Source organism: Nonomuraea sp. NPDC004580 (assembly GCF_040609855.1).
Classification (GTDB): domain Bacteria; phylum Actinomycetota; class Actinomycetes; order Streptosporangiales; family Streptosporangiaceae; genus Nonomuraea; species Nonomuraea salmonea.
The window spans coordinates 1-21,530 of sequence record NZ_JBEXLH010000090.1 but is presented as its reverse complement, the minus strand read 5'-3'; the positions used below and the strand labels follow the sequence as shown (position 1 = coordinate 21,530).

Sequence of the window (21,530 nt, the reverse complement as noted above, 5' to 3'; positions counted from 1 at the left end):
ACCTCCGCAGCCGACGCTAACCCGGCGGGTCCCCCGGAGCCAGGCGGCAGCCGGGGAACGGTGCCAGCAGCGTCTCACGCCAGGGGCCTTCGAGATAGTCGCGGGCGCGTTTCGCCCACGCCGGCAGCCGCGGGTCGGGCGGCGCCTCGTCGTCGAGACCGAGCGCGGCGTCACGGGCGCGCTGCGTGGCGAGGTGGTCATCGAGGGAGACGGCCCAGAGGGTGACCGCCTCGGTGTCGCAGAACAGCACCTCGTACAGGCCGGCCAGGGTGTGGCCGTGCTCGGCGAGCAGCGGGGCGCGTTCCGTGCGTACGGCGTGCAGGTAGTCGAGGGCGGCGCCGGGGCGTACGCGGGCGCTCTCGAAGAGGTAGAGCTCGGCGGCGGGCGCCGCGGACAGCGGCGGGCAGCCCGGGACGGCGCCGAGCGGCCGGGAGAAGGCGGAGAAGCGCAGGTCGTCGATGTCGGACAGGAACAGCCGGGCGTCGACGCCCTGGTAGATCTCCATCATCTGCCGCCACCCGCCGTCCCAGCCGCCGTGGCAGTCCCACAGCGTGACGGCCTTGAACTGCGGATGGCCGGTGATGCCGACGGCGTAGAAGGCGCCCACCAGGTCGATCTCGCGGGACCTGATGGACATGCCGGAGGTGAGCGTGGGCCCGGTGCGGCTCTCGTCCTCGCGCTTGTAGCGGGTCAGCCAGGTGAGGTAGTCGAGGGGCCGCCTGGAGTTCATCGGCCGGAAGTCGACCTCCTCGATCAGGTGGATCGCGCGCCGCACGGCGCCTCCTCTACCAAGCGGTTGCTTGGCTTCGAGGATAGCGATCAGACGAGTGCCTGGGAAGGCTGCGGGCCGCGGCCGGTGAGCCACTCGAGGACCTTGCGATGCCCGGAGGCGGCGTCCTCGAAATGGCCCCAGTGCCAGTAGCGCGGCTGGTCCCTGATGCCGGTCACCCACGTGCGGTAGGAGACGCCGGCCGGGGTCGTCGTGGTGGCCCCGCCGGCCGCGGGCGCGACACCATAGGTGCGGATCACGACCTTGCCGCCTGGTGCGAACAGCACGTCGTCGGCGATCGGATACAGGGTCATCTGGTCGAGCATGACCCGATCCTCGCCGGAGGAGGAGGCCGGGCGGTTACACCTCCGGCGCGCCGCCGTTAAGCGGGCGCGCCGGAGGTTAACACGGTGTTACACGAGCAGGCCGTCGAACTCTCCGTCCTTCACCCCGAGCACCAGAGCCCGGATCTCGTCACGGGTATAGATCAGGGCAGGTCCGTCGGGGAAACGCGAGTTGCGCACCGCGATGCCCCCGTCGGGGAGCTCCGCGAGCTCGACGCAGTTGCCCTGCGAGTTGCTGTAGCGGCTCTTGCGCCAGGCGACCTCGGTCAGGTCGGCCGCAGGCATGCCGTTGTAGGTCTGGTTCATCTACATCTTTCTGAGAAGACCGCCGATGAGCTCGACGGTGCCTCCTGGCGTGGTGCTCTCCACGCACAACTGCTCCATGGCCGTGAGGTACGGGTCGACGTCCTCACGCTTGTCCAGGTACAGGGCACCCCAGAGCTGCTCGACGTAGACAACGTCCGACAGGTCGGACTCGGGAAACCGCAAGATGCTGAACGCGCCACCTTCAGCGGCGTGCTTGCCGAACCTGAAGGGCATCACCTGGATGGTGATGTTGGGAAGGGCGGCGACTTCCAGCAGATGCTGGAGCTGCTCGGACATGACCTCCCGCCCGCCGATGGTCCGCTTGAGCGCCGCCTCGTCGATGACGGCCCACAGCTTGGGCCCGTCCTTCCGGGTGAAGCGCTCCTGGCGCTGCATGCGCATGTGCACGCGCCGCTCGATGCTCTCGGGGGTCGCATCGGGGTTGCCCAGCTGATAAACAGAACGCGCATAAGCGGCTGTCTGCAGCAGACCGGGCACGAACTGCACCTCATAGGTGCGGATCACGCTCGCGGCCTCCTCCAGGCCGATGTACGTGGTGAACCACGTCGGCAGCACGGCCGAGTACTTGTGCCACCACCCGGGGGTGTTGGCCTCGCGCACCATCTCCAGCAGGGCACGGCGTTCGGCATCGTCGATGACGCCGTACAGGGTGAGCAGGTCTTCCACGTCACGTGTCTTGAAGCCGACGCGGCCGAGCTCCATGCGGCTGATCTTGGACTCGGACGCCCGGATGTGGAATCCGGCCTGTGCCCGGTCGAGCCCGCTGCGCTCACGGAGGCGCCTGAGGCTCGCCCCCAGCATGATGCGCCGAACGGTCGAACCGGTCCCGGGCGGATCAATCGACACGTGCTTGCTCCTTGGTCGTTTCCTTGCCACAAGTGTGTCACTTCACGGCCGAAAGATCATGGCCGCGGACAAGATCCCCTTTCCCCCATATTGACCTTTTGAGGGAAACCGTAGCGCGTGCACGAGTTGTCTGCACGTGCATTCGCTCTTGCACCTGCACGAGAGTTTGTCGCAGAATGATCACGTGCAATCCACCACGGCGCACGACCAGTGGACCACGTTCGATTGGTGGCCCCCGATCGGCTGGTGGCCTGAGGCGGCTCGCGATCTCCTGGTCCCGGGCCCGTCGGCCAGCGCCACGTACGTGCTCCCGCCCGAGGCGTCCTCGGTCCACTCCGCCCGCAGCCTCACCGCCGGCACGCTGGCCGGCTGGGGCCTGAACGAGCTTGCCGAGAACATGGAACTGGTGGTCTCCGAGCTCGCCACCAACGCCCTGCGCCACGGCCTGTGCCTCGACGACCCGCGCAGGCAGCGCACGGTCCACATGTCACTCGTCCGCCGCGGCCCCCTCGTCACCAGCGCCTTCACCGATCCAGGCTCCTCTGTGCCGGCGCTGCGATACCCTGGCCCCCTCGACACCGGCGGCCTCGGACTCCACATCGTCGAATCGCTCAGCCTCCGCTGGGGCTGGTCCGCACTCGCGCCCCACGGAAAGATCGTCTGGGCAGTCCTCTCCTGACCGGGGGTGATCTGCATTACCGTGGATGGTCATGGCTCACGGTGAGTCCCGCGCGCGACCCCATGAGAGTGCTGACAGATGGAAGATCACCTGCTCGGCTGGCTACGAACACTGGACGAGGACAGGCTTGGGCGCATCCTGGCGAGCAGGCCCGACGCCATCGCCGCGCCCTGGCCCCGGCGCCTCGACACCCTCGCCCAGCGCCTGGGCAACGGTTTCGCCGTGATGGAGACCCTGCGCCGGCTGCCGCTGCCCTGCCTGCAGCTCGCCGAGGCCGCCCTGGCCATGACCCGCCCCACCCCCGACTCGCTCGCGCGCTTCCTCAACAGGGGTGCGGAAGACGTCACCCCCTGGCTCGAACACCTCTACGACCACGCCCTGGCCTGGCCGGGCGACGACGGCGTCATCCGCTTCGCCGAGGGCGTCACCCGCTACTGGTCCGCCCCGCTCAGCCTGGGCGAGCCGCTTGAGCACTACCTCAACTCCTGGTCGATCAGCAACGACGCGCTCCACGCGCTCGCCCGCTCGCTCGGCCTGCCCGCCCAGGGCAACAAGCGCCGCACGATCGCCCGCGTCATCGAGACGCTGAGCGACGCCGAGCGCCTGCGCACGCTCATCGCCGGCGCCCCCACCGGCACCGTCCCGCTGCTCGACCGCTTCGCCTGGGACGGCCCCGCACTCGACGTCGACGGCGGCGCGTTCGTCACCCCCGGCACGCCCGAGAAGTGGTGCGCCGACCACGGCCTGCTCTTCCGGCCGAGCTGGCACGTCGCCGAGATCCCCCGCGAGGTGGCGATCCGGCTGCGCGGCCCCGGTTACCACCCGCCCTACCGGCCGGAAGCCCCCGAGATCGCCACCATCCCGGTCGACCCAGAAGAGGTCGACCACCTCATGACGCTGGCCGCGCCGCACGTCGTCGAGCGCTGCGCGGCGCTGCTCGACAACACGTCCAAGACGCCGCTGCCGCTGCTCAAGACCGGCGGCGTCGGCGTGCGCGAGGTCCGCAGGGTGGCCAAGGAGACCGGCTGCGACGAGGACGAGACCCGCCTGCTGCTGGAGATCTGCGCCGTGGCCAGGCTGCTGGCCTGGGACGAGCCGTCCGGCGGCATGATCCCCACCGAGCGCTTCGACCGCTGGCGGCTCGACGAGGGGTCGGCCCGGCTGCGGGTGCTGCTGGCCGCCTGGTGGCGCATGGAGCGCTCCTCCCTGCGCAAGATCGACGGCAAGTACGGCACCGTGCTCGGCGACGACCCCATCGGCGGCACGCTGGCCGAGATCCGCAGAGCCGTGCTGTCGGTGCTGGCCGGCCTGCCCGCCGGCACCGCGTTCGCCGAGCGCGACAGCCTCATCGCGGGCGTCCACTGGCACGCGCCGCTGCTCGACGTGCGGCTGCTGCGCTCCTGCGCGCCCGCCGTGCTCGACGAGGCCCGCCTGCTCGGGCTGCTGGCCAACAACGCCCTGACCGACCTCGGCAGGGCGCTGGCCGGGCTCACCGCGCGGCCCGGCGACGAGAACGACGACGCCGTCCCCATGGTCGAGCACGACCCCATGCTGGCCGAGGCGGCCACCCGCGCGCTGGCCAGTGTCCGCAGGAGCGCGCTGTTCGGCCCCGACCTGACCGCCGTCGTCACCGGCCCGCCCTCGGCCGAGCTCGCGGCGCTGCTCGACCGCACCGCCGAGCGCGAGTCGCGCGGCGCGGCCTCGGTGTGGCGCTTCACCACCGAGAGCGTGCGCCGCGCGCTCGACCAGGGCTACGAGGCCGACACGCTGCTCGACGAGCTGGCCGCGGTCGGCACGATCCCGCAGCCGCTCGAATACCTGGTGCGCGACACCGCGCGGCGCCACGGCGAGGTGACGGTCACCACGGCCGGCTGCGTCATCCAGGCCACCGACACCGCGCTGCTCGCCGAGATCGCCGCGCACCGCCGCCTCGGCCGGCTCGGGCTGCGGCTGCTCGCGCCCACGGTGCTGGTGAGCAAGGCGCCCGCCGACCGCACGCTGTCGGCGCTGCGCGAGGTCGGCTACTCCCCCGTGCCGGTCTCCGACACCGGGGAGATCACCATTCACCGGGCGCGCCCGGAGGAGCCGGCGGGCGGCAAGCTCATCCTGCTGCCCGGCGGGCAGGTGGCCGAGCTGTCCGACTTTCCCGGCATCACCGAGACGCCCCCCTACATGCTGGCCGAGCCCGCGCCCGACCCGTACGAGCACGCCCGCAGGCTGCTCGCCGCCGGCCGGCCCGAGGACGACAGGAACGGCCGCACCTGGGCCATCATCGGCCGCATGGCCACCCGGCTGCCGACCGCGCAGCAGTCGCTGCTCGGGTTCGTGGTCGATCGCGGCGTGCGGGCAGGCATCACGCTCGCCGACGGGCTGACCGCCACGATCAGCCACGGCGAGCTCAAGGGCGGCGCGCTCGACGCCTGGTGCGAGGAGGCGGGCGACTACCTGGAGTTCCCGCTCGCCGAGATCGTCGAGGTGCGGGGGGCGTACTGACCCCCGCTACTTCAGCGGCTTCGCCTTCGCCAGGTTGGCCACCAGGTCCTCCAGGAAGTCGGCGTAGCCCTGGTAGCTGAAGGGCGCCTCGGCGTTCCACGGGTAGAGCTGGCCCGCCTCGACCGCGGGGAGCTTGGCGAAGGTGGGCTTCTTCATCATCTCCTCGGGCTTGAGCGCCTGCGTGCGGGTGTCGTAGAGGATCACGTCGGCGTCGTAGGTGTCGGCGTTCTCCCAGCTCAGCGTCTGGAAGAAGCCGCCGTCGTCCACCTTGTCCGGCTTGACGACGTCGAGGCCGGCGCTGGTCAGGTGGACGATGTCGGGGTACTCGGGCGGGTTGACGATCCAGAACGCGTCGGCGCCGCCCGACACCATGAGCACCTTGAGGTCCTTGAACTCGGCCAGCTTCGCGGTGGCCGCCTCCATGCGGGCCTTGGCCTCCGGCACGCCCGCCATGTCGGCGCCGAGCGACTGGGCGAGCCGCTCGTACGTGCCGATGACCTCGGTCGCGCTCTTGCCGGTGAGCATGACGCCGACGGTCGGGGCGACCTGCTCGATGGTGTCCTTCGACTTCTCGGGCACGTACCAGAGGGTGCCCTTGACGTACATGCTGCTGACCAGGAGGTCGGGCTGCAGCGCGATGTACTGCTCGACGTTGAACTCGTCCCACACGTTGCCGAGGCCGGTGACCTTGGTGATGTCGACGTTGCCGACCTGCGGGTCCTTGCCGCCGTCGGCGAGCTTGTGGGGGCCGAAGACGCCGATCGGGCGCACGCCGAAGTCCCACAGCGCGGCGGCGGCGCCGACCTGCGCGACGATCCTGGCGGGGACCTTGGGCAGGTCGAGCTTCTTGTCACGGTCGTCGGTGAACGTCCAGCCCTGCGCGGACGGCGCGCCCGACCCGGCGGGCGACGAGGCGGGTGCCGCCTCGCCGCCGCCGTCGCCGCACGCCGCCAGTGTCAGGGCCGCCGCGAGTCCCGCCGCGCCCGCGAGGAAGCCCCTGCGAGGCAGTACCGGTCCCGACATGTGCATCTCCTCAGGTTGCCTGGCCTTGCTTGCTTGCTGGACCATTAGATTAGCCTTGCCTAAGTTTGACGTACGACGAGAGGGGGTCGGGTGCGCCCGGCAGAGGACACGGCCCAGGTGGCCGTGAGCGGAACCGCCGAGAGGAGGGCCGGGGGGCGCCCGTCCGTGCTGGTCGTCGGGCTGGTGGTCACGTTCGCCGTTCTGGTGCTGGTCGCGCTGGCCAGCGTGGCGCTGGGCGCGCGGTCGGTGTCGTTCGGCACGGTGATCGACGCGTTCCTGGCGCCCGACGGCTCCAGCGACCACACGGTCATCCGCGAGCTGCGCGTCCCCCGTACACTGCTCGGCCTCGGCGTCGGCGCCACGCTCGGGCTGGCCGGCGCGCTCATGCAGAGCTTGACCCGCAACCCGCTCGCCGACCCCGGCCTGCTGGGCGTCAACCAGGGCGCCGCGCTGGGCGTCACGCTGGCGATCGGCGTGTTCGGGCTCGGCGACCCCACCGTGTACGTCTGGTTCGCCTTCGGCGGCGCCGCCCTGGCCTCGTTCGTCGTCTACGCGCTCGCCTCGTCGGGCCGCTCGGGATCGAGCCCGGTACGCCTGGCCCTGGCCGGCGTCGCCTTCGGCATGGTGTGCACCGCCGTCGCCTCGGCCATCCTGCGCATCGACTCCCAGACCTTCGACCGCATGCGGTTCTGGCTGACCGGCTCCCTGGCCGGGCAGACGGCCGACACGCTGGTGCGGCTGGCGCCGTTCATGGTCGCCGGGCTGGTGATGGGGCTGCTGCTGGCCAGGCCGCTCAACATGCTGGCGCTCGGCGACGACGCGGGCAAGGCGCTCGGCGTCGCGGTGAACCGCACGCGGATACTCACCGGCATCGCCGTCACGCTGCTGTGCGGCGCGGCGACGGCCGCCGCGGGGCCGCTGTGGTTCGTCGGGCTCATCGTGCCGCACGCGGTGCGCGCCGCCGTGGGGCCCGACCAGCGGTGGGTGCTGCCGTACTCGGCGCTGGCCGCGCCCGTGCTGCTGCTCGGCGCCGACGTGGCCGGGCGGCTCATCGCCCGGCCGGGAGAGGTGCAGGTGGGCATCGTGTGGGCGGTGGTCGGCGCGCCGATCTTCATCCTGATGGCCAGGCGGAGGCGGGTGGCGGCGCTGTGAACGTCCGCGTCGGATCCTGGTCCGTACGGCTCGCGCCGCGCGCCCTGCTCGTCACCGCGCTCCTCGTCCTCGCCGGCTTCGCCGTGAGCGTGGCCGCGCTGTCCACCGGCGAGTTCACCGTGCCGGTGCCCGACATCATCGACGCCCTGTTCGGCCAGGGCACGCCGGTCGCCGAGCTGATCGTGAGCAAGCTGCGCGCCCCGCGCGTGGTGACCGGGCTGCTGGTCGGGGCCGCGTTCGGGCTGAGCGGGGCCATCTTCCAGAGCCTGACGAGGAACCCGCTCGGCAGCCCCGACTTCATCGGCTTCACCGCGGGGGCCTCCACGGGCGGCATCATCGCCGTCGTCGCCGGCGGCTCCGCCCTCATGATCGCCGGCGGCGCGCTGCTCGGCTGCGTGGTGACGGCGGCCCTGGTGTACGCGCTGGCCTACCGGGGCGGCGTGGCCGGCTACCGGCTCGTCCTGGTCGGCATCGGGGCCAACGCGCTGCTGCTCGCCGTCAACTCGTACATCCTGACCAGGGCCAACATCAACGACGCGGCCACCGCGGGCGCCTGGCTCACCGGCAGCCTCAGCGGGCGCGGCTGGGACCACGCGGGGCCCGTCGCCCTCGCGCTGGTCGTGCTGCTGCCGGTGTGCGCGGCCATCGCGCGGCCGATGCGCATGATCGAGATGGGCGACGACTCGGCCAGGACCATGGGCATCAGGGTCGAGGTCGTCCGCGCGGCGGCCATCGCGGCCGGGGTGCTGCTGTCCGGGGTGGCGACGGCCGCCGCCGGGCCCGTCGTGTTCGTCGCGCTGGCCGCGCCGCAGCTCGCCCGGCGGCTCACCCGCTCCCCCGGCGTCACCCTGGCGGCGTCGGCGCTGATGGGCGCCGTGCTGCTGATCGCCGCCGACCTGGCCGCGCAGCGGCTGCTCGCACCCACCCAGCTTCCCGTCGGCGTGCTGACCGCCGCGATCGGCGGCACGTACCTCGTCCTGCTCCTGCGAAAGGACCGCCACTGATGGTCTCCTCCCGCCTGTCCGGCACCGGCCTCACCCTCGCCTACGACCAGCGCGTCGTGGCCTCCGATCTCAGCGTGGCGATCCCCGACGCGTCCTTCACCGTGATCATCGGCCCCAACGCGTGCGGCAAGTCCACCCTGCTGCGGGCGCTCGCGCGGATGCTGAAGCCGAAGTCCGGCGCCGTGCACCTGGACGGCAGTGTGATCACGTCGCTGCCGTCGAAGGAGGTGGCGCGGCGGCTCGGCCTGCTGCCGCAGAGCTCGATCGTGCCGGACGGCATCACCGTGGCCGACCTGGTCGCCCGGGGCCGCTACCCGCACCAGAAGCTGATGCGGCAGTGGTCGAAGGCCGACGAGGCGGCGGTGACGGAGGCCATGCGCGCCACCGACGTGGCGGGGCTGGCCGACCGGATCGTGGACGAGCTGTCGGGCGGGCAGCGGCAGCGGGTGTGGCTGGCCATGGCTCTGGCGCAGGAGACGCCGATCCTGCTGCTCGACGAGCCCACCACGTTCCTGGACATCTCCCACCAGATCGAGGTGCTCGACCTCTGCGCCGACCTGCACGAGGCCGGGCGGACCATGGTGGCCGTGCTGCACGACCTCAACCAGGCGTGCCGGTACGCCACGCACCTGATCGTGATGCGCGGCGGCGAGATCGTCGCTTCGGGCGACCCGGCCGAGATCGTCACGTCCGAGCTGGTGCGGGAGGTGTTCGACCTGCGCTGCGAGATCATCCAGGACCCGCAGTCGGGCACCCCGCTCATCGTCCCCGAGTCCCGCCGCCGCGTCGCCGCCTCCGCCTGACCCCCGCGCCGGCCTGGTCAGTAGGCGGCGCAGCGGCGGACCGCGAGCAGGGCCAGCGCGCGGGTGACGTCGCGCAGCTCGCTCAGCCGCACCTGCTCCCTGGGGGCGTGCGCGAACCGGACGTCGCCGGGGCCGTAGTGCAGGGTGGGGATGCCGCCCGCCGTGTACAGGCGCAGGTCGCTTCCGTACGGCGCCGCCGTCTCGGCCGGCGTCGCGCCCGTCGTGGCGGCCACCGCGTCGCGCACCTGTGCGAGCAGCTCGTGCCCGGCCGGCAGCCGCCCGCTGGCGAACTGCCCGCCCGGCCACGTGACGACCGGCGGGTTGGCCCGCAGCCAGGGGTCGGCCACGTCGGCGACCGCCTCCTCGAAGGCCGCCCGCGCCTGCGCCGGGTCCTCGTCCAGCCGCACCCCGAGCCGCCCCTCGGCGATCAGCAGGTCGGGCACGGTGCTGGCCCAGTCGCCGGCGCGTACCGTCCCGACCTCGATCGGGTACGGCAGCGCGTTCCCGGCGAACAGCTCGGGCACGTCGCGGTTGCGCTCGGCCTCCAGCCGCCTGATCGCGGCGAACACCGGCCAGAACGCCTCGATCGCGTTGACCCCCTCGTTCCTGGTGGCGCCGTGGGCGGCCCGCCCGGCGATCTCCAGCCGGAACGTCAGCGCGCCCGCGTTCGCGGTGATGACCGCGCCCGAGGTGGGCTCGCTGATCACCGCGGCCTCGGCGGTGTGCCCCCTGGCCAGCGTGGCGAACGCGCCCAGCCCGCCGTCCTCCTCACTGATCACGCAGTGCACGGCCAGCGGCCTGGCCAGCCGGATCCCGGCGCGGTGCACGGCGCGGGCCACCGCCAGGTTCGCGACCAGGCCGGCCTTCATGTCGCAGGCGCCCCTGCCGTGCAGCACGTCGCCGGAGATGCGGGCGGCGAACGGGTCGCTGCCCGCCCACTTGGCGAGGTCGCCGGTCGGCACCACGTCCACGTGGCCCTGCAGCGCGAGGGCGGGCGGGCCCTCGCCGCCGGAGGTGACGGCGGCCACGCCGTACCCCTCGCTCCGCGGCGCCTCGGTGCCGGGGAAACCGGGGCGGCTGGTCAGGTCGGGCAGGTCGAGCTTCCAGACGTCCACGTCCATGCCGGCCTCGGTGAGCAGGCGGGCGAAGCGGTGCTGCAGCTCGGACTCGGCGTCTGTGCCGGTCACGCTGGGGACCTTCACGGTCTCGGCCAGCAGGTTCACGGTCTCGGGCGCGTCGATGGCATCGAGGACCCGGGCTTCCACGTCGTGCATGGAGCACACCCTCTCACGGGTGCGGGACGAACCGTCCTGGAGTCCGGCGCGTCCGCCTGCTCGTAAACTTGAGCCTGTGGTAGAGCCCAAGTTCGAGATTCAGATGCTGCACGACCGGGTGATGATCAGGTTGGAGCAGGAGGCCGAGGAGCGGCGCAGCGGTTCCGGGATCGTCATCCCCGCGACGGTCAAGATGGCCAACCGCCTGGCCTGGGGCGAGGTCTGCGGCGTCGGCACGAACGTGCGCTCGGTCAAGGTCGGCGACAAGGTGCTGTTCAACCCCGAGGACCAGTTCGAGGTCGAGGTGCACGCCCAGATCTATCTGGTGATGCGCGAGCGCGACCTGCACGCGGTGGCCACCCAGGAGACCGACCACGGCACCGGCCTCTACCTCTGACCCGCCCCTCTTACGACGTCTTCGCCCTCGTACGCGCGAAGGAGAGCCACAGGTCCGAGCCCCACGTCGCGGCGGGCACACCGGCCAGCACCCGCGTCACCCTGCCGCTGAAGTCGATGACCGCGAGCCGATAGGCGCGCGCGTGTGCGGTGACGGCGATGAGGTGGCTCTCGTCCCACCAGCCGAAGACCGCCTCCGGCCGGGCCGCCACCCGGCGCGCGATCGCGCCGGTGGCCGGGTCGACCAGGCAGAGCTGCTCCTTGAAGCGGGCCGGGCACCAGGTGGCCAGCCGCCGGCCCGACGGCGAGTACGCGTCCTCGGGGCCGGTGGGCAGGCCGGCGCCGGCGAGCGTGCGCAGCACCTTCCCGTCCGACGGCCGGTAGACGCGCAGGCCGGCGCCGTGCCTGGAGACGAGATCGCCGTCGGGGCTCCACCAGAAGCCCGCCTTGCGGCTGAGCCCGGCGATGCGGACCGTGCGGGCCCGCTTGGCGGCCACGTCGACGACCGTGAAGCCGAGCACCTGCCAGGCGCCGCGCACCTTCTGCTCGACGGTCAGCGCGACCCGCTCGGCGTCGCGGGACCAGGAGGCGTAGGAGGCCGTCATGGGCTTCCTGACGGTGCGGATGGTCGTGGTGCGTCCGGTGGCGCGGTCGGTCACCCGCAGCGCGTCGTAGCCGGATCGGTAGGCCACCGGCACCCCCGCCGTCAGCGCGCCGCCGGGCGACACCGACACCTCCGACAGGCTCTTCTCCCAGGTGAAGGAGTTGCCGGTGGCCGATCGCAGGTAGGTGCGCTTGGTGCCGAGCCCGTAGGCCGACAGGCGGACGGGATCGCCCTTCCGTTCCTGGTAGGTCATGCCGCCCGTGCCGGGCAGGGGCAGCCCGGCGGCGGTCACCGCGGGAGCGGCGGGGACGAACAAGGACAGGGCGGCGGCGAGGTGAGCGATCACGCCCCGCAGACTATGCAGCCGATCGCCGGACTTCCCGAGCGATGCCTATCGGGTCTGGACGAAGTTCAGGCCGATCTCGATGACGTCGATGCCGAGCGCGCGCAGCCCGGCGTAGACGATCACCCCGGCGGCGGCCAGGGTGACGATGAGCACGAGGATGCGGACGGTCCAGCCCTGCCGCTTGTACCACTCCGTCCAGGCGTGCAGCGTGCGCTTGCCGAACTCCAGCAGCTTGCGCGCCCAGTGGAACTCCGTCGACAGCACCGCCAGCCCGGCGAACACGACCAGCCAGCCAGGCCCGGGGAACGGCACCATGATCAGGCCGCCCACCACCATGACCGCCCCGATGATGCCGACCACGATCTTCAGCGTGAGCGCGCCGGTGCGGCTGGCCCTGATGCCGTCGAGCCGGCCATGGATGCCCCTGCGGCGTGCGGGCATGCCGGAACGCGCGGCGGCCTCGTCCTTGATCACGTCGGCGTCGCCGGTGTCGGAGTTCTGAATCTGCACATTTCCCCCCGGCAGTCGGTGTGCACCCCAGGATACGGCCCGGCCTGCGGGCTCACTTGCAGCCGACTAGCAAGTCAACAAACACCATTCTCCGTAAAATTTGCTGCTCAAGCAGACTATGGCAGGCAAACATCGGTTAATGTCTGTTATGCCCGAGGTTCTGCTCCGTACCGTCACCGGCCCTGTACGCGCGGCCGCCATCGACGGCGTCGTACTCCCCCATGAGCATCTGCGCACCGACATGCGGTGGGCGGTCGGCATCGACTCCGACCCGCACCGGTGGCTCGACGAGGAGCAGACCGTCACCGGCGAGCTCCGCGAACTCCGCCAGTCAGGACGGCTCGGGCTCGTCGTGGACCTCACCTGTCTCGGCATGGGACGCGACGCCGCCGCGCTCGCCCGCATCGCCGCGGGCAGCCGCGTCCCCGTGATCGCCGCCACCGGCCTGTACGCCGGCCCGTTCTGCCACGTCGGTGACGCCGACGTGGACACGCTCACCGCCCGCCTCATGGACGAGATCCTCAGCGGCGTGGACGGCACCGGCGTCTTCCCCGGCGTGATCGGCGAGGTCGGCTGCTGGGGCGCCGAGCCCACCCCCGCCGAGGAACGCTGCCTGGTCGCCGCCGCCCGCGCCTCCCTGCGTACCAGGCTGCCGGTCGCCACCCACGGCAGGAACGCGTTCGCGCTGCTGGAGATCCTGCTCGGCCAGAACCTGCCCGCCGCCCACGTCGCCGTCGGCTACGCGGGCGGCGACCTCGGGACGGCGAGAAAGATCGCGGAGGCGGGGGCGTACGTCAGCCTCGGCTCCCTCGCCCTGGGCGCCGACGAGGCGGCCAGGCTCGCGCTCGGCCTCATCGAGGACGGCCACGCCGGCCGCCTCCTGCTCAGCACCGGCCTGAGCCGGGTCGCCCAGGTGCGCAGGTACGACGGCCCCGGGTACGCCGACCTCTTCGAGGCGCTGCTGCCCCGCCTGCGCGAGGCCGGCGTCGGCGACGACGTCCTCCACACGATCACCCACGTCAACCCGCTGCGCTGGCTGACCGAGTCCCTGAGCGCCTCCTGAAGGTCTGCCCTTGACCTCAACCGATGTCAAGGTTGCAGACTGAGACGCATGATCTTCACAGCCGCAGAACAGGACTATCTCACCGGCCAGCACCTCGGCCGGCTGGCCACGGTCGCCCCCGACGGGCAGGTGCAGAACAACCCGGTCGGCTACTTCCTGGACGCCGAGACCGGCACGATCACCATCGGCGGGCACGCGATGGGCGCGTCGAAGAAGTTCGGCAACGTGCGGCGGGGCAGCACGGTTTCGCTCGTGGTGGACGATCTGGCCTCCGTGGACCCGTGGGTGGTGCGCGGGATCGAGATCAGGGGCACCGCGCAGGCGCTGGCCGACGTGGATCCGCCGCTGCCGTTCCTCTCCCGCGAGGTCATCAGGATCACACCGACCAAGATCATTTCCTGGGGCCTGGACGGCGACCGGCAGAGCCGCACCCCCTGAAAGCTCGCTAGGATCGGGGCGACGACAAGCCTGATCGGGTGGGTGATGGCGACCGAGGACTCCCGGCTGCGGCACACGCGCGGCGACGGGCGGTGGCGTAGGCCGCTCGCCGCGCTGTCACGCCTGCGCAGGGCGGGCGACGTGCCGGTCGTGGTCATGCTGGCGTGGGCCGGGTGGCTCGCGGTGCCGTGGTCGTTCAGCGGCCTCGCCCAGGCCCGCGCCGCCTACGCCGCGGCCGCCGCCGACCCTTCCCACCACCAGCCGGCCCCCGGCCACTCGGAGAAAGCGACCGCCGGCGGCACGGCGTCCCGCTCCCCCGGCCACTCGGAGAAGACGACCGCCGGCGGCACGGCGTCCCGGTTCCCCGCGGGCTCCGCGCCTTCCGTAGCCGCCCTGACCCGCCCCGAGCACGCGTCCCTCGCGGACGCCGACGCGCGGCAGGCGACCTGGGGCATCCCGGCCGTGCACACGGCACCGGTCGGCACCGTCCGCGCGCTCGACCCGCCCTCACACACGGCCGACACCACCGCACAGGTCGGCACCATCCGGTCGCACGACCGGCCCGCGGGCACGGCCGATGCCGCCGCGGTGGAGCGGGCCAGGATCGCCGGGGTGGTGCACGACGTGGCCGGTCATGGGCTGGCGGCCATCGCCATGCAGGCCGGTGTCGCGCTCGTCACGCTCGACGACGACCCCGAGCAGGCGCGGGCCTCGCTGCTGGCGATCAAGGAGACCAGCACGACCGCGCTCGCACAGCTTCGGGCAGCGCTCGACGGCATCGACCCGCCGGGCGGCGACCTCGCCGGGCTCATCGACGGTGTACGCGCGGCGGGACTGCCCGTGGACCTCGATCCGCCGCGCCTGGCCGTGCCCGCCCACCTCCAGGACACCGTCTACCAGGTGGTCCGCGAGTCACTCACCAACGTGCTCCGCCACGCCGGCCCCACCCGCGCACTCGTCCGCGCGAGCGAGAGCGCGAACGCGTTCGTGGTGGAGGTCTCCGACCGAGGCACCGGCCCACAGAACGGGGACGTGGAAGGGCGCGGCCTGTCAGGAATGCGCGCCCGCGTGCTTGAGGCAGGCGGCCACCTCACAGCCGGCCCCCGGGAGGGCGGCGGCTTCCAGGTGCTGGCCCACTTCCCCCAGGCATCCCCATGACCACCGCACCGGATGAGGCGGTGGTGCGGGTGGCGGTGGCTGATGATCAGGCTGTGGTGCGGATGGGGTTGCGGGCGTTGCTCGACCGTGCCGGGGGGCTGAGCTGGGCCGGGGAGGCGGCCGACGGGCGGGAGGCGCTGGCGTTGCTGCGGCTGGTCCGTCCCGACGTGCTGCTGCTCGACATCCGCATGCCCGGCATGGACGGCCTCGACACCCTGCGGGCCATCGCCGCCGACCCCGATCTGCGCGGCACCAAGGTGGTCGTGGTGACGACGTTCGCCGTCGACGAGTACGTCTTCGCCGCACTCCAGGCCGGGGCCAGTGGTTTCGTGCTCAAGGACAGCGCCCCCGACGAGCTGGTCAACGCCGTACGCGTGGTCGCCGCCGGGGAGGCGCTGCTGTCGCCCGCCATCACCAGGAAGGTGATCGGCCTGTTCGGGCGGCACGGGGGCGGCCCGGTGGAGGGAGTCGAGACGTTGACGCCGCGGGAGCGGGAGCTGGTGGCGTGGGTGGCGACGGGCCGGTCGAACGAGGAGATCGCCAAGGAGCTGACGATCAGCCCCGACACCGTACGCACCCACGTCAGCCGCGCCATGGTGAAGCTGCACGCGCGGGACAGGGCGCAGCTGGTGGTGTTCGCGATGCGCGCCGGCCTCGCCCTGCCCACCTGAGCCCGCCCACCTGAGCCCGCCCACCTGAGCCCGCCCACCTGAGCCCGCCCACCTGAGCCCGCCCACCTGGCCCGCTCACCTGAGGATTCACCTGAGCGCGCCCACCTGACCCGGCCCCACCTGACCCCCCCAAGGGTCAGCGCAGGAAGCCCTCGTAGGTGCGCTGCTGGAGCTGCGACTCGATCTGCTTCACCGTGTCGAGCCCGACCCCCACCATGATGAGCACGCTCGTCCCGCCGAACGGGAAGTTCTGCTGCGTCCCAGGGTCGCGCAGGATGGCGAACGCGATCAGTGGCAGCAGCGCCAGCACCGCCAGGTACGCGGCTCCGGGCGCGGTGAGCCGGGAGACGAGGAACCCGAGGTATTGGGCGGTCGGCCGCCCCGGCCGGATCCCGGGCACGAACCCCCCGAACTTCCGCAGGTTGTCCGCCACCTCGGCGGGATTGAAGGTGATCGACACGTAGAAGTAGGCGAAGGCGGCGATGAGCACCACGTACGCCGTCATGTAGAGCGGATGCGCCCCCGAGGTGAGGTTGATCTCGACCCAGGTCCGCGCCGCGTCCGGGAGCATCGGCGCGACCAGCGTCGGCAGGTACAGCAGGGACGAGGTGAAGATGACGGGCACGATGCCGGCCTGGTTCACCTTGAGCGGGATGTACGTGCTCGTCCCCCCGTACGACCGCCGCCCCACCACCCGCCGCGCGTACTGCACGGGCACCCGCCGCTGCGCCTGCTCGACGAAGACCACCGCGGCCACCAGGCACAGCCCGGCCGCGAGCATGACGGCGAAGCTCACCGGGCTGATGACGAAGATCCGCGACATGTACCCCGGGAAGACCGCCACGACCTGCGTGAACATCAGCAGCGACATCCCGTTCCCGATCCCCCGGTCGGTCATCAGCTCGCCCATCCACATGACCGCGCAGGCGCCCGCCACCATGGTCAGCACGATCACGGTGACGCTGAGCAGCCCCGGGTCGCGCAGCAGCGGCCGGGCGCAGCCGGGCAGGAGCTGCCCGGCGCGGGCGAGGGTGACGACGGTGCCGGCGTTGAGCAGGGCGAGGCCGACGGTCAGGTACCGGGTGTACTGGCTGATCTTTGCCTGGCCGTTCTGCCCCTCCTTCCTCAGCAGGTCGAGGCGGGGCACCACGACGGCCAGGAGCTGCATGATGATGCTGGCCGTGATGTACGGCATGACGCCGAGCGCGAACACCGACAGGTGCAGCATCGCGCCGCCGCTGAGCAGCTGCACCATGTCGAGGAGGCCGCCCTGCGCGGATCCGGCGCATTCGCGGACGGCCACCACGTCCACGCCGGGCGCGGGCAGCGTCTGCCCCAGCCGGAACAACCCGATGAGCGCGAGTGTGAACAACAGTTTCCCGCGCAGCTCCGGCACACGGAAGGCCCTGGTCAAGACGGTCAGCATGGGCAAGAAGTCTGACCGGGAGCGGGGCGGGCGTCGTCCGCCGAGACGAGGCACCGGCGTACGCGGATCCGCGTACGTTGATCGCATGACGACTGTGTGGGTGATCAGCGGGCCGCCCGGCGCGGGCAAGTCGACGGTGGCGGCGGAGCTGCTGGCGCGGCTCGACCCGGCGCCCGCGCTGCTGGACAAGGACACCGTCTACGGCGAGTTCGCGGGCGCGGTGCTGCGCGCCCACGGCCGTCCGGACGGCGAGCGCGAGGGCCCCTGGTACGACGAGCACGTCAAACGGTACGAGTACGACGGCCTGACCCGGGTGGCCCGGCAGATCAGGAGCCACGGCTGCCCGGTCGCGCTGGACGGCCCGTTCACCACGCAGGTGCACGACGCGGCCCGCTGGGAGCGGTGGGTGGCGGAGCTGGGCGGCCCGCCGGTGCGGCTGCTGTGGGTGCGCTCGGACGGGCCGACGCTGCGCGAACGGCTGATCGCGCGGGGCCTGGCGCGCGACGCGGGCAAGCTCGCCGCGTTCGGCGACTACCTGCGTGACATCCGGGTGGACGAGCCGCCGGCCGTCCCGCACCTGGAGATCGACAACCGTCCCGGCGCGGCGCCGATCGGCGAGCAGCTCACGGCGGCGGGCCTGGGTCACGCCACCCGATAGTGATCCTCCCGTACGTCCATGATGGCCATGTGGCCGGGCAGGTGGCCGATCGCGTACGCGACGCCGCTGGCCAGCACCGCCTGCTGCGGCGTCACCCCGCACGCCCAGAACAGCGGCACCTCACCCTCCCGCACCTCCACCGGGTCGCCGTAGTCGGGCGCGGCGAGGTTCTCGACGCCGATGGCGGCCGGGTCGCCGGTGTGCACGGGCGCGCCGTGCACGCTCGGGTAGCGGCCGCTCACCTCGACGGCGGTCGCCACCAGCTCTTCCGGCACCGGCCGCATCGACACCACCAGCGGCCCCGACAGGCTGCCGGTGGACTCGCAGGGGATCGTGGTGACGTACATCGGCACGTTCGTCCCCGCCTCCAGATGCCGCACCGGCACCCCGGCGGCCAGCAGCGCGCGCTCGAAGGTGAAGCTGCATCCGATGAGGAACGGCACCAGGTCCGCCCGCCACTCCGCCACCACCTCGTCCAGGTCGGCCACCGCCCGCCCGTCGCGGTAGAGGCGGTAGCCGGGCAGGTCCGTACGCAGGTCGCCGGCGAACAGCTCGGTCGACCACACCCCCGGCTCGCCCACGTCGAGCACCGGGCACGCCTGCGGGTTGCGATGGGCGAACAGCAGCAGCTCGTAACGCAGCTCGCTGGGCACGGCGATGAGGTTGGCCTGCGTCCAGCCCCGGCACCAGCCGGCGGTCGGCACCCGCTCGCCGGTGCGGAAGCGCTCCCGCGCCTGCGCGGGGCTCAGGTCGGCGACGTCCACCTCTCGACACTATGAGCCCCGGGTGCGGCGGTCCACCATTTGACATCCCGACCCTCGTCAACTTACGTTGACTCTGTAAGCGTCAACATGGGTTGACGATGGTTCTAGGGGGTTTCGTGAACGCGTTGTCCGTCGCCGTGGCGGCGAACCTGCCCGTGCTCCTGTGGGGCGCGCCGGGCACCGGGAAGACGTCGGCCGTGCTGGCGCTCGGCGAGCGGCTCGGGCTGCCGGTCGAGGTCGTGGTCGGCTCGATCAGGGAGCCGAGCGACTTCGCCGGGCTGCCCGTGCTGCGGGACGGGCGTACCTGGTTCGCGCCGCCCCGGTGGGCCGAACGGCTCGCCGAGTCGGGCACCGGCATCCTGTTCCTCGACGAGCTGACCACCGCGCCGCCCGCCGTCCAGGCCGCGATGCTGCGGGTCGTGCTCGAACGGGCCGTCGGTGACCTGACGCTGCCCGCCTCCGTACGCGTCGTCGCCGCCGCCAACCCGCCCGAGCAGGCCGCCGACGGGTGGGACCTGTCGGCGCCGCTGGCCAACCGGCTGATCCACCTCGACTGGACGGTCAACGCCGCCTCGGTCGCCGACGGGTTCACCGCCGGTTTCCCGCCGCCGTCCCTGGACGGGCTCGATCCGGCCGCCGTCCGTCCCGCCGACGTGTCACGTTCGCGGGCGCTGGTGGGGGCTTTTCTGCGGGTACGCCCTGAGCTGGTGCTCTCCGTCCCCGACGGCCCCGCCCGAGCCTGGCCCAGTCCCCGTACCTGGGAGCTGGCCGCCACCGCCCTCGCCTACACCGGGTCGTCCGAGGCCGTACGGGCCGAGCTGGTGGTCGGCGCGGTCGGGGAGGCGGCCGGATTCGAGCTGCTGTCCTGGCTGCGCGACCTCGAAACCCTGCTCAGCGACCCCACCGCGCCGCTGCCGGAGCGCGTGGACCGGGTGCACGCCGTGCTCGGCTCGGTGGTCGCGCACGTCGCCGCCGACGGGAGCGCGGACACGTGGCAGCGCGCCTGGGCGCTGATCGCCCGCGTGGCCCGCCACACCCCGGACGTGGCGGCCACGGCGGCCCGCTCACTGGCCGCCCGCCGCCCCAGGGACGCCGTCCTGCCGGGCACGGTCCTGCACCTCACTCCCATCCTCCGCTCCGCCGGGCTGCTGCCATGACCCCGCTCCCTGCCGCCGCGACTCGGCGAACGCTCACCCGGACCGCTGCCCTGACCGGCCGCGAACGTACCGCCGGGGGGCGGCCATGACCGGGCGCGAGCGGGAGGTCGGTGAGCGGTTCGCGGCGGCGCGGTTGTGGGCGGCGGCGCGGGCGCCGTACCTGGCCTCGGCGCTCTTCGCCCTCCAGCCGCTCGTCCACGACACCGCACCGCCCCGCCCCTCGGCCGACGAGCACGGGAACGTGCACCTCGGGCCCGTCACCACCCTGCCCGTCCCCGAACTCGGCTGGTGGCTGCTCCACCACGTCGGTCATTTCCTGCGCGACCACCACGCCCGCGCCCGCCCGTACGAGGAGACGGCCCTGCGCTGGGCCCAGGCCGCCGACGCCGAGATCAACGACGACCTCGCCCGCCTGGACGCCGCCCCCGCCGACGCCATCACCCCGGACACCCTGGGCCTGCCCGACGGCCTGCTCGCCGAGCGCTACGCCGAGCTGCTCGACCTCATCGACGTCCCGCCCGGCCTGGCTCCCTGCGCGCCGCCGCCGTTCACCGGCCCTGAGCCGATGACGTCACTGGAACGCGAGCTGCTGGCCAGAGCCGTCGCCGCCGAGATCGACGCCAGGGGCACGGCTCCCGGCGGCTGGCGGCGCTGGGCCGAGGCGGTGCTGCGTCCCGAGGTGGACTGGCGGGCGCGGCTGGCCCGCCTGGTCAGGAGGGGCCTCGCGCAGGCGTCCGGCCGGGTCGACTACAGCCACCGCCGCCCGTCCAGACGCGCCTCCGCGGCGCCGTCGATCGTGCTGCCCGCCCTGGTACGCCCGCTCCCCCGGGTCGCGGTGCTGGTCGACACGTCGGGCAGCGTGACCCGTACGGCGCTGGAACGGGCCCTCACCGAGCTGGACGGCATCCTTCGTGCGACCGGCCACCAGTGGGTCGACGTGACGTGCTGCGACACGCGGGCGTACCCGGCGCAGCGGGTCAGGTCGGCGGCCCAGGTCGAGCTGGTCGGCGGTGGCGGCACGGATGTGCGCCCCGGCTTCGAGGCCGCGGCGCCGGGCGCGGACCTGCTGGTCGTCCTCACCGACGGCAACACCCCGTGGCCCGGCCGCCGGCCACGCCCCCAGGTCGTGGTCTGCCTGTTCGGCACCGGCCCCGAGCCACCGCCGTGGGCGCACACCGTACGCGTGACAGAAGGAAGTGCCGCATGACCGACACACCCCGCGAGGACGGCTCCGCTGAGCCGTCCTTCACGCAGGGCGAGCTGCGTCGATGGCGGGCGGCCGGGTTCGGGCGGGAGGAGGCCGCGGCCTGGCGGGAGGCGGGGGTGACCGACCCCGGTGACGCCCGCCTGTGGGCCACAGCCGCCGCCACGCCCGCGACCGTCACCGCGTGGCAGCGCGCCGGGATGACACCGGCCGACGCCGTACGCTGGCACGAGCTGGGAGTCGCCCCGCACGACGCGGCCCGCAGACATCTCGCCGGCGAACGCCCGCGCCGCGTCCGCTGGCTGGCCCGCCTGGCCACGCCCGAGCCCGAGCTGCCCGATCCGGCCGTCACGGAGGCGCTGCGCCGGCTGCTGCGCGCGGCCGTGCCGGCGGCGGTGGCCCGCGCGTACGCCGACGCGGG

Annotated in this window: 23 protein-coding genes and 1 pseudogene; 14 read left to right on the top strand and 10 right to left on the bottom strand. The window is 72.8% G+C overall.

Annotated features, from left to right (window positions below; translation table 11 throughout):
• Positions 1–16: 16 nt before the first annotated feature.
• From ABZW11_RS43460 to ABZW11_RS43445, 4 genes are all read right to left on the bottom strand, one after another.
• Complete coding sequence (locus ABZW11_RS43460) at positions 17–775, bottom strand: hypothetical protein (protein ID WP_355431449.1); 759 nt, start codon at positions 773–775, stop codon at positions 17–19.
• A 44-nt stretch (positions 776–819) separates the two neighbouring features.
• On the bottom strand, positions 820–1,095 hold the full coding sequence (locus ABZW11_RS43455) for a hypothetical protein (protein ID WP_355431445.1): 276 nt from the start codon (positions 1,093–1,095) through the stop codon (positions 820–822).
• 87 nt (positions 1,096–1,182) lie between these two features.
• Positions 1,183–1,419: a DUF397 domain-containing protein gene (locus ABZW11_RS43450; protein ID WP_345400620.1), complete on the bottom strand. Its 237-nt coding sequence runs from the start codon at positions 1,417–1,419 to the stop codon at positions 1,183–1,185.
• Positions 1,420–2,241 (bottom strand): helix-turn-helix transcriptional regulator, encoded by an 822-nt coding sequence (locus tag ABZW11_RS43445; protein WP_355431478.1) that lies wholly within the window; start codon positions 2,239–2,241, stop codon positions 1,420–1,422.
• Positions 2,242–2,470: 229 nt separating this feature from the next.
• Here ABZW11_RS43445 and ABZW11_RS43440 point away from each other — a divergent pair, with 229 nt between their 5' ends.
• The gene (locus ABZW11_RS43440) at positions 2,471–2,965 is read left to right on the top strand and encodes an ATP-binding protein (RefSeq protein WP_355431442.1); all 495 of its coding nucleotides are present in this window, start codon (positions 2,471–2,473) and stop codon (positions 2,963–2,965) included.
• Positions 2,966–3,043: 78 nt separating this feature from the next.
• Entirely contained in the window at positions 3,044–5,458 is a 2,415-nt protein-coding gene (locus ABZW11_RS43435) for a helicase-associated domain-containing protein (protein ID WP_355431439.1), read from the top strand.
• Positions 5,459–5,464: 6 nt separating this feature from the next.
• Here ABZW11_RS43435 and ABZW11_RS43430 read toward each other — a convergent pair whose 3' ends face one another.
• Positions 5,465–6,481, bottom strand: coding sequence for an ABC transporter substrate-binding protein (locus tag ABZW11_RS43430; RefSeq protein ID WP_355431436.1), 1,017 nt, complete (start codon positions 6,479–6,481; stop codon positions 5,465–5,467).
• Between the two features lie 90 nt (positions 6,482–6,571).
• Between ABZW11_RS43430 and ABZW11_RS43425 the strand changes: the two genes are divergently transcribed.
• Genes ABZW11_RS43425 through ABZW11_RS43415 form a run of 3 tightly spaced genes read left to right on the top strand, consistent with a single transcriptional unit; the run spans position 6,572 to position 9,440 of the window.
• Positions 6,572–7,633, top strand: a complete 1,062-nt coding sequence (locus ABZW11_RS43425; protein WP_355431433.1) for an iron chelate uptake ABC transporter family permease subunit — start codon at positions 6,572–6,574, stop codon at positions 7,631–7,633.
• Entirely contained in the window at positions 7,630–8,637 is a 1,008-nt protein-coding gene (locus ABZW11_RS43420; protein WP_355431430.1) for an iron chelate uptake ABC transporter family permease subunit, read from the top strand. The genes ABZW11_RS43425 and ABZW11_RS43420 overlap by 4 nt, the downstream gene beginning before the upstream one ends.
• Entirely contained in the window at positions 8,637–9,440 is an 804-nt protein-coding gene (locus tag ABZW11_RS43415) for an ABC transporter ATP-binding protein (RefSeq protein WP_355431427.1), read from the top strand. Before ABZW11_RS43420 ends, ABZW11_RS43415 begins: the two co-directional genes overlap by 1 nt.
• 17 nt (positions 9,441–9,457) lie before the next feature.
• Here ABZW11_RS43415 and ABZW11_RS43410 read toward each other — a convergent pair whose 3' ends face one another.
• Positions 9,458–10,714 (bottom strand): ArgE/DapE family deacylase, encoded by a 1,257-nt coding sequence (locus tag ABZW11_RS43410; RefSeq protein WP_355431424.1) that lies wholly within the window; start codon positions 10,712–10,714, stop codon positions 9,458–9,460.
• Between the two features lie 76 nt (positions 10,715–10,790).
• Between ABZW11_RS43410 and ABZW11_RS43405 the strand changes: the two genes are divergently transcribed.
• Complete coding sequence (locus ABZW11_RS43405; RefSeq protein WP_355431421.1) at positions 10,791–11,111, top strand: co-chaperone GroES; 321 nt, start codon at positions 10,791–10,793, stop codon at positions 11,109–11,111.
• Positions 11,112–11,121: 10 nt separating this feature from the next.
• On the opposite strand, the gene ABZW11_RS43400 is transcribed toward ABZW11_RS43405, so the two are convergent.
• On the bottom strand, positions 11,122–12,060 hold the full coding sequence (locus ABZW11_RS43400; protein WP_355431419.1) for a hypothetical protein: 939 nt from the start codon (positions 12,058–12,060) through the stop codon (positions 11,122–11,124).
• Positions 12,061–12,105: 45 nt separating this feature from the next.
• Positions 12,106–12,570 (bottom strand): TIGR02611 family protein, encoded by a 465-nt coding sequence (locus ABZW11_RS43395; RefSeq protein WP_355431417.1) that lies wholly within the window; start codon positions 12,568–12,570, stop codon positions 12,106–12,108.
• Positions 12,571–12,718: 148 nt separating this feature from the next.
• Between ABZW11_RS43395 and ABZW11_RS43390 the strand changes: the two genes are divergently transcribed.
• Genes ABZW11_RS43390 through ABZW11_RS43375 form a run of 4 tightly spaced genes read left to right on the top strand, consistent with a single transcriptional unit; the run spans position 12,719 to position 15,900 of the window.
• Positions 12,719–13,633, top strand: a complete 915-nt coding sequence (locus tag ABZW11_RS43390) for an aryldialkylphosphatase (protein WP_355431414.1) — start codon at positions 12,719–12,721, stop codon at positions 13,631–13,633.
• 48 nt (positions 13,634–13,681) lie between these two features.
• Entirely contained in the window at positions 13,682–14,071 is a 390-nt protein-coding gene (locus tag ABZW11_RS43385; protein WP_355431411.1) for a PPOX class F420-dependent oxidoreductase, read from the top strand.
• 45 nt (positions 14,072–14,116) lie between these two features.
• Positions 14,117–15,229, top strand: coding sequence for a sensor histidine kinase (locus tag ABZW11_RS43380; protein ID WP_355431408.1), 1,113 nt, complete (start codon positions 14,117–14,119; stop codon positions 15,227–15,229).
• Entirely contained in the window at positions 15,226–15,900 is a 675-nt protein-coding gene (locus tag ABZW11_RS43375; protein ID WP_355431405.1) for a response regulator transcription factor, read from the top strand. Before ABZW11_RS43380 ends, ABZW11_RS43375 begins: the two co-directional genes overlap by 4 nt.
• A gap of 136 nt (positions 15,901–16,036) precedes the next feature.
• Here the strand turns inward: ABZW11_RS43375 and secY are convergent, their stop codons facing one another.
• Positions 16,037–17,326 (bottom strand): preprotein translocase subunit SecY, encoded by a 1,290-nt coding sequence (secY, locus tag ABZW11_RS43370; protein ID WP_355431401.1) that lies wholly within the window; start codon positions 17,324–17,326, stop codon positions 16,037–16,039.
• A gap of 85 nt (positions 17,327–17,411) precedes the next feature.
• Between secY and ABZW11_RS43365 the strand changes: the two genes are divergently transcribed.
• Positions 17,412–17,984: an AAA family ATPase gene (locus ABZW11_RS43365; protein WP_355431398.1), complete on the top strand. Its 573-nt coding sequence runs from the start codon at positions 17,412–17,414 to the stop codon at positions 17,982–17,984.
• Here ABZW11_RS43365 and ABZW11_RS43360 read toward each other — a convergent pair.
• The gene (locus tag ABZW11_RS43360; protein WP_355431395.1) at positions 17,969–18,748 is read right to left on the bottom strand and encodes a putative hydro-lyase; all 780 of its coding nucleotides are present in this window, start codon (positions 18,746–18,748) and stop codon (positions 17,969–17,971) included. The two genes, ABZW11_RS43365 and ABZW11_RS43360, sit on opposite strands and share 16 nt — an antisense overlap.
• Before the next feature lie 116 nt (positions 18,749–18,864).
• Here ABZW11_RS43360 and ABZW11_RS43355 point away from each other — a divergent pair, with 116 nt between their 5' ends.
• From ABZW11_RS43355 to ABZW11_RS43345, 3 genes and pseudogenes are all read left to right on the top strand, one after another.
• A complete protein-coding gene (locus ABZW11_RS43355) occupies positions 18,865–19,905 on the top strand; it encodes a MoxR family ATPase (protein WP_355431393.1) in 1,041 nt (346 codons plus the stop codon).
• Positions 19,906–19,990: 85 nt separating this feature from the next.
• Positions 19,991–21,112 (top strand): VWA-like domain-containing protein, encoded by a 1,122-nt coding sequence (locus ABZW11_RS43350; protein WP_355431390.1) that lies wholly within the window; start codon positions 19,991–19,993, stop codon positions 21,110–21,112.
• A pseudogene (locus ABZW11_RS43345) lies at positions 21,109–21,530 on the top strand (hypothetical protein); the annotation flags it as partial. The gene ABZW11_RS43350 and the pseudogene ABZW11_RS43345, both read left to right, overlap by 4 nt.

Bases quoted from the DNA above. Each gene is read 5' to 3' on its own strand.
- ABZW11_RS43455 (WP_355431445.1), bottom strand. From the start codon at position 1,095: ATGCTCGACCAGATGACCCTGTATCCGATCGCCGACGACGTGCTGTTC.
- ABZW11_RS43450 (WP_345400620.1), bottom strand. From the start codon at position 1,419: ATGAACCAGACCTACAACGGCATGCCTGCGGCCGACCTGACCGAGGTC.
- ABZW11_RS43445 (WP_355431478.1), bottom strand. From the start codon at position 2,241: ATGCTGGGGGCGAGCCTCAGGCGCCTCCGTGAGCGCAGCGGGCTCGAC.
- ABZW11_RS43435 (WP_355431439.1), top strand. From the start codon at position 3,044: ATGGAAGATCACCTGCTCGGCTGGCTACGAACACTGGACGAGGACAGG.
- ABZW11_RS43430 (WP_355431436.1), bottom strand. From the start codon at position 6,481: ATGTCGGGACCGGTACTGCCTCGCAGGGGCTTCCTCGCGGGCGCGGCG.
- ABZW11_RS43415 (WP_355431427.1), top strand. From the start codon at position 8,637: ATGGTCTCCTCCCGCCTGTCCGGCACCGGCCTCACCCTCGCCTACGAC.
- ABZW11_RS43410 (WP_355431424.1), bottom strand. From the start codon at position 10,714: ATGCACGACGTGGAAGCCCGGGTCCTCGATGCCATCGACGCGCCCGAG.
- ABZW11_RS43390 (WP_355431414.1), top strand. From the start codon at position 12,719: ATGCCCGAGGTTCTGCTCCGTACCGTCACCGGCCCTGTACGCGCGGCC.
- ABZW11_RS43385 (WP_355431411.1), top strand. From the start codon at position 13,682: ATGATCTTCACAGCCGCAGAACAGGACTATCTCACCGGCCAGCACCTC.
- ABZW11_RS43380 (WP_355431408.1), top strand. From the start codon at position 14,117: ATGGCGACCGAGGACTCCCGGCTGCGGCACACGCGCGGCGACGGGCGG.
- ABZW11_RS43375 (WP_355431405.1), top strand. From the start codon at position 15,226: ATGACCACCGCACCGGATGAGGCGGTGGTGCGGGTGGCGGTGGCTGAT.
- secY (WP_355431401.1), bottom strand. From the start codon at position 17,326: ATGCTGACCGTCTTGACCAGGGCCTTCCGTGTGCCGGAGCTGCGCGGG.
- ABZW11_RS43365 (WP_355431398.1), top strand. From the start codon at position 17,412: ATGACGACTGTGTGGGTGATCAGCGGGCCGCCCGGCGCGGGCAAGTCG.
- ABZW11_RS43350 (WP_355431390.1), top strand. From the start codon at position 19,991: ATGACCGGGCGCGAGCGGGAGGTCGGTGAGCGGTTCGCGGCGGCGCGG.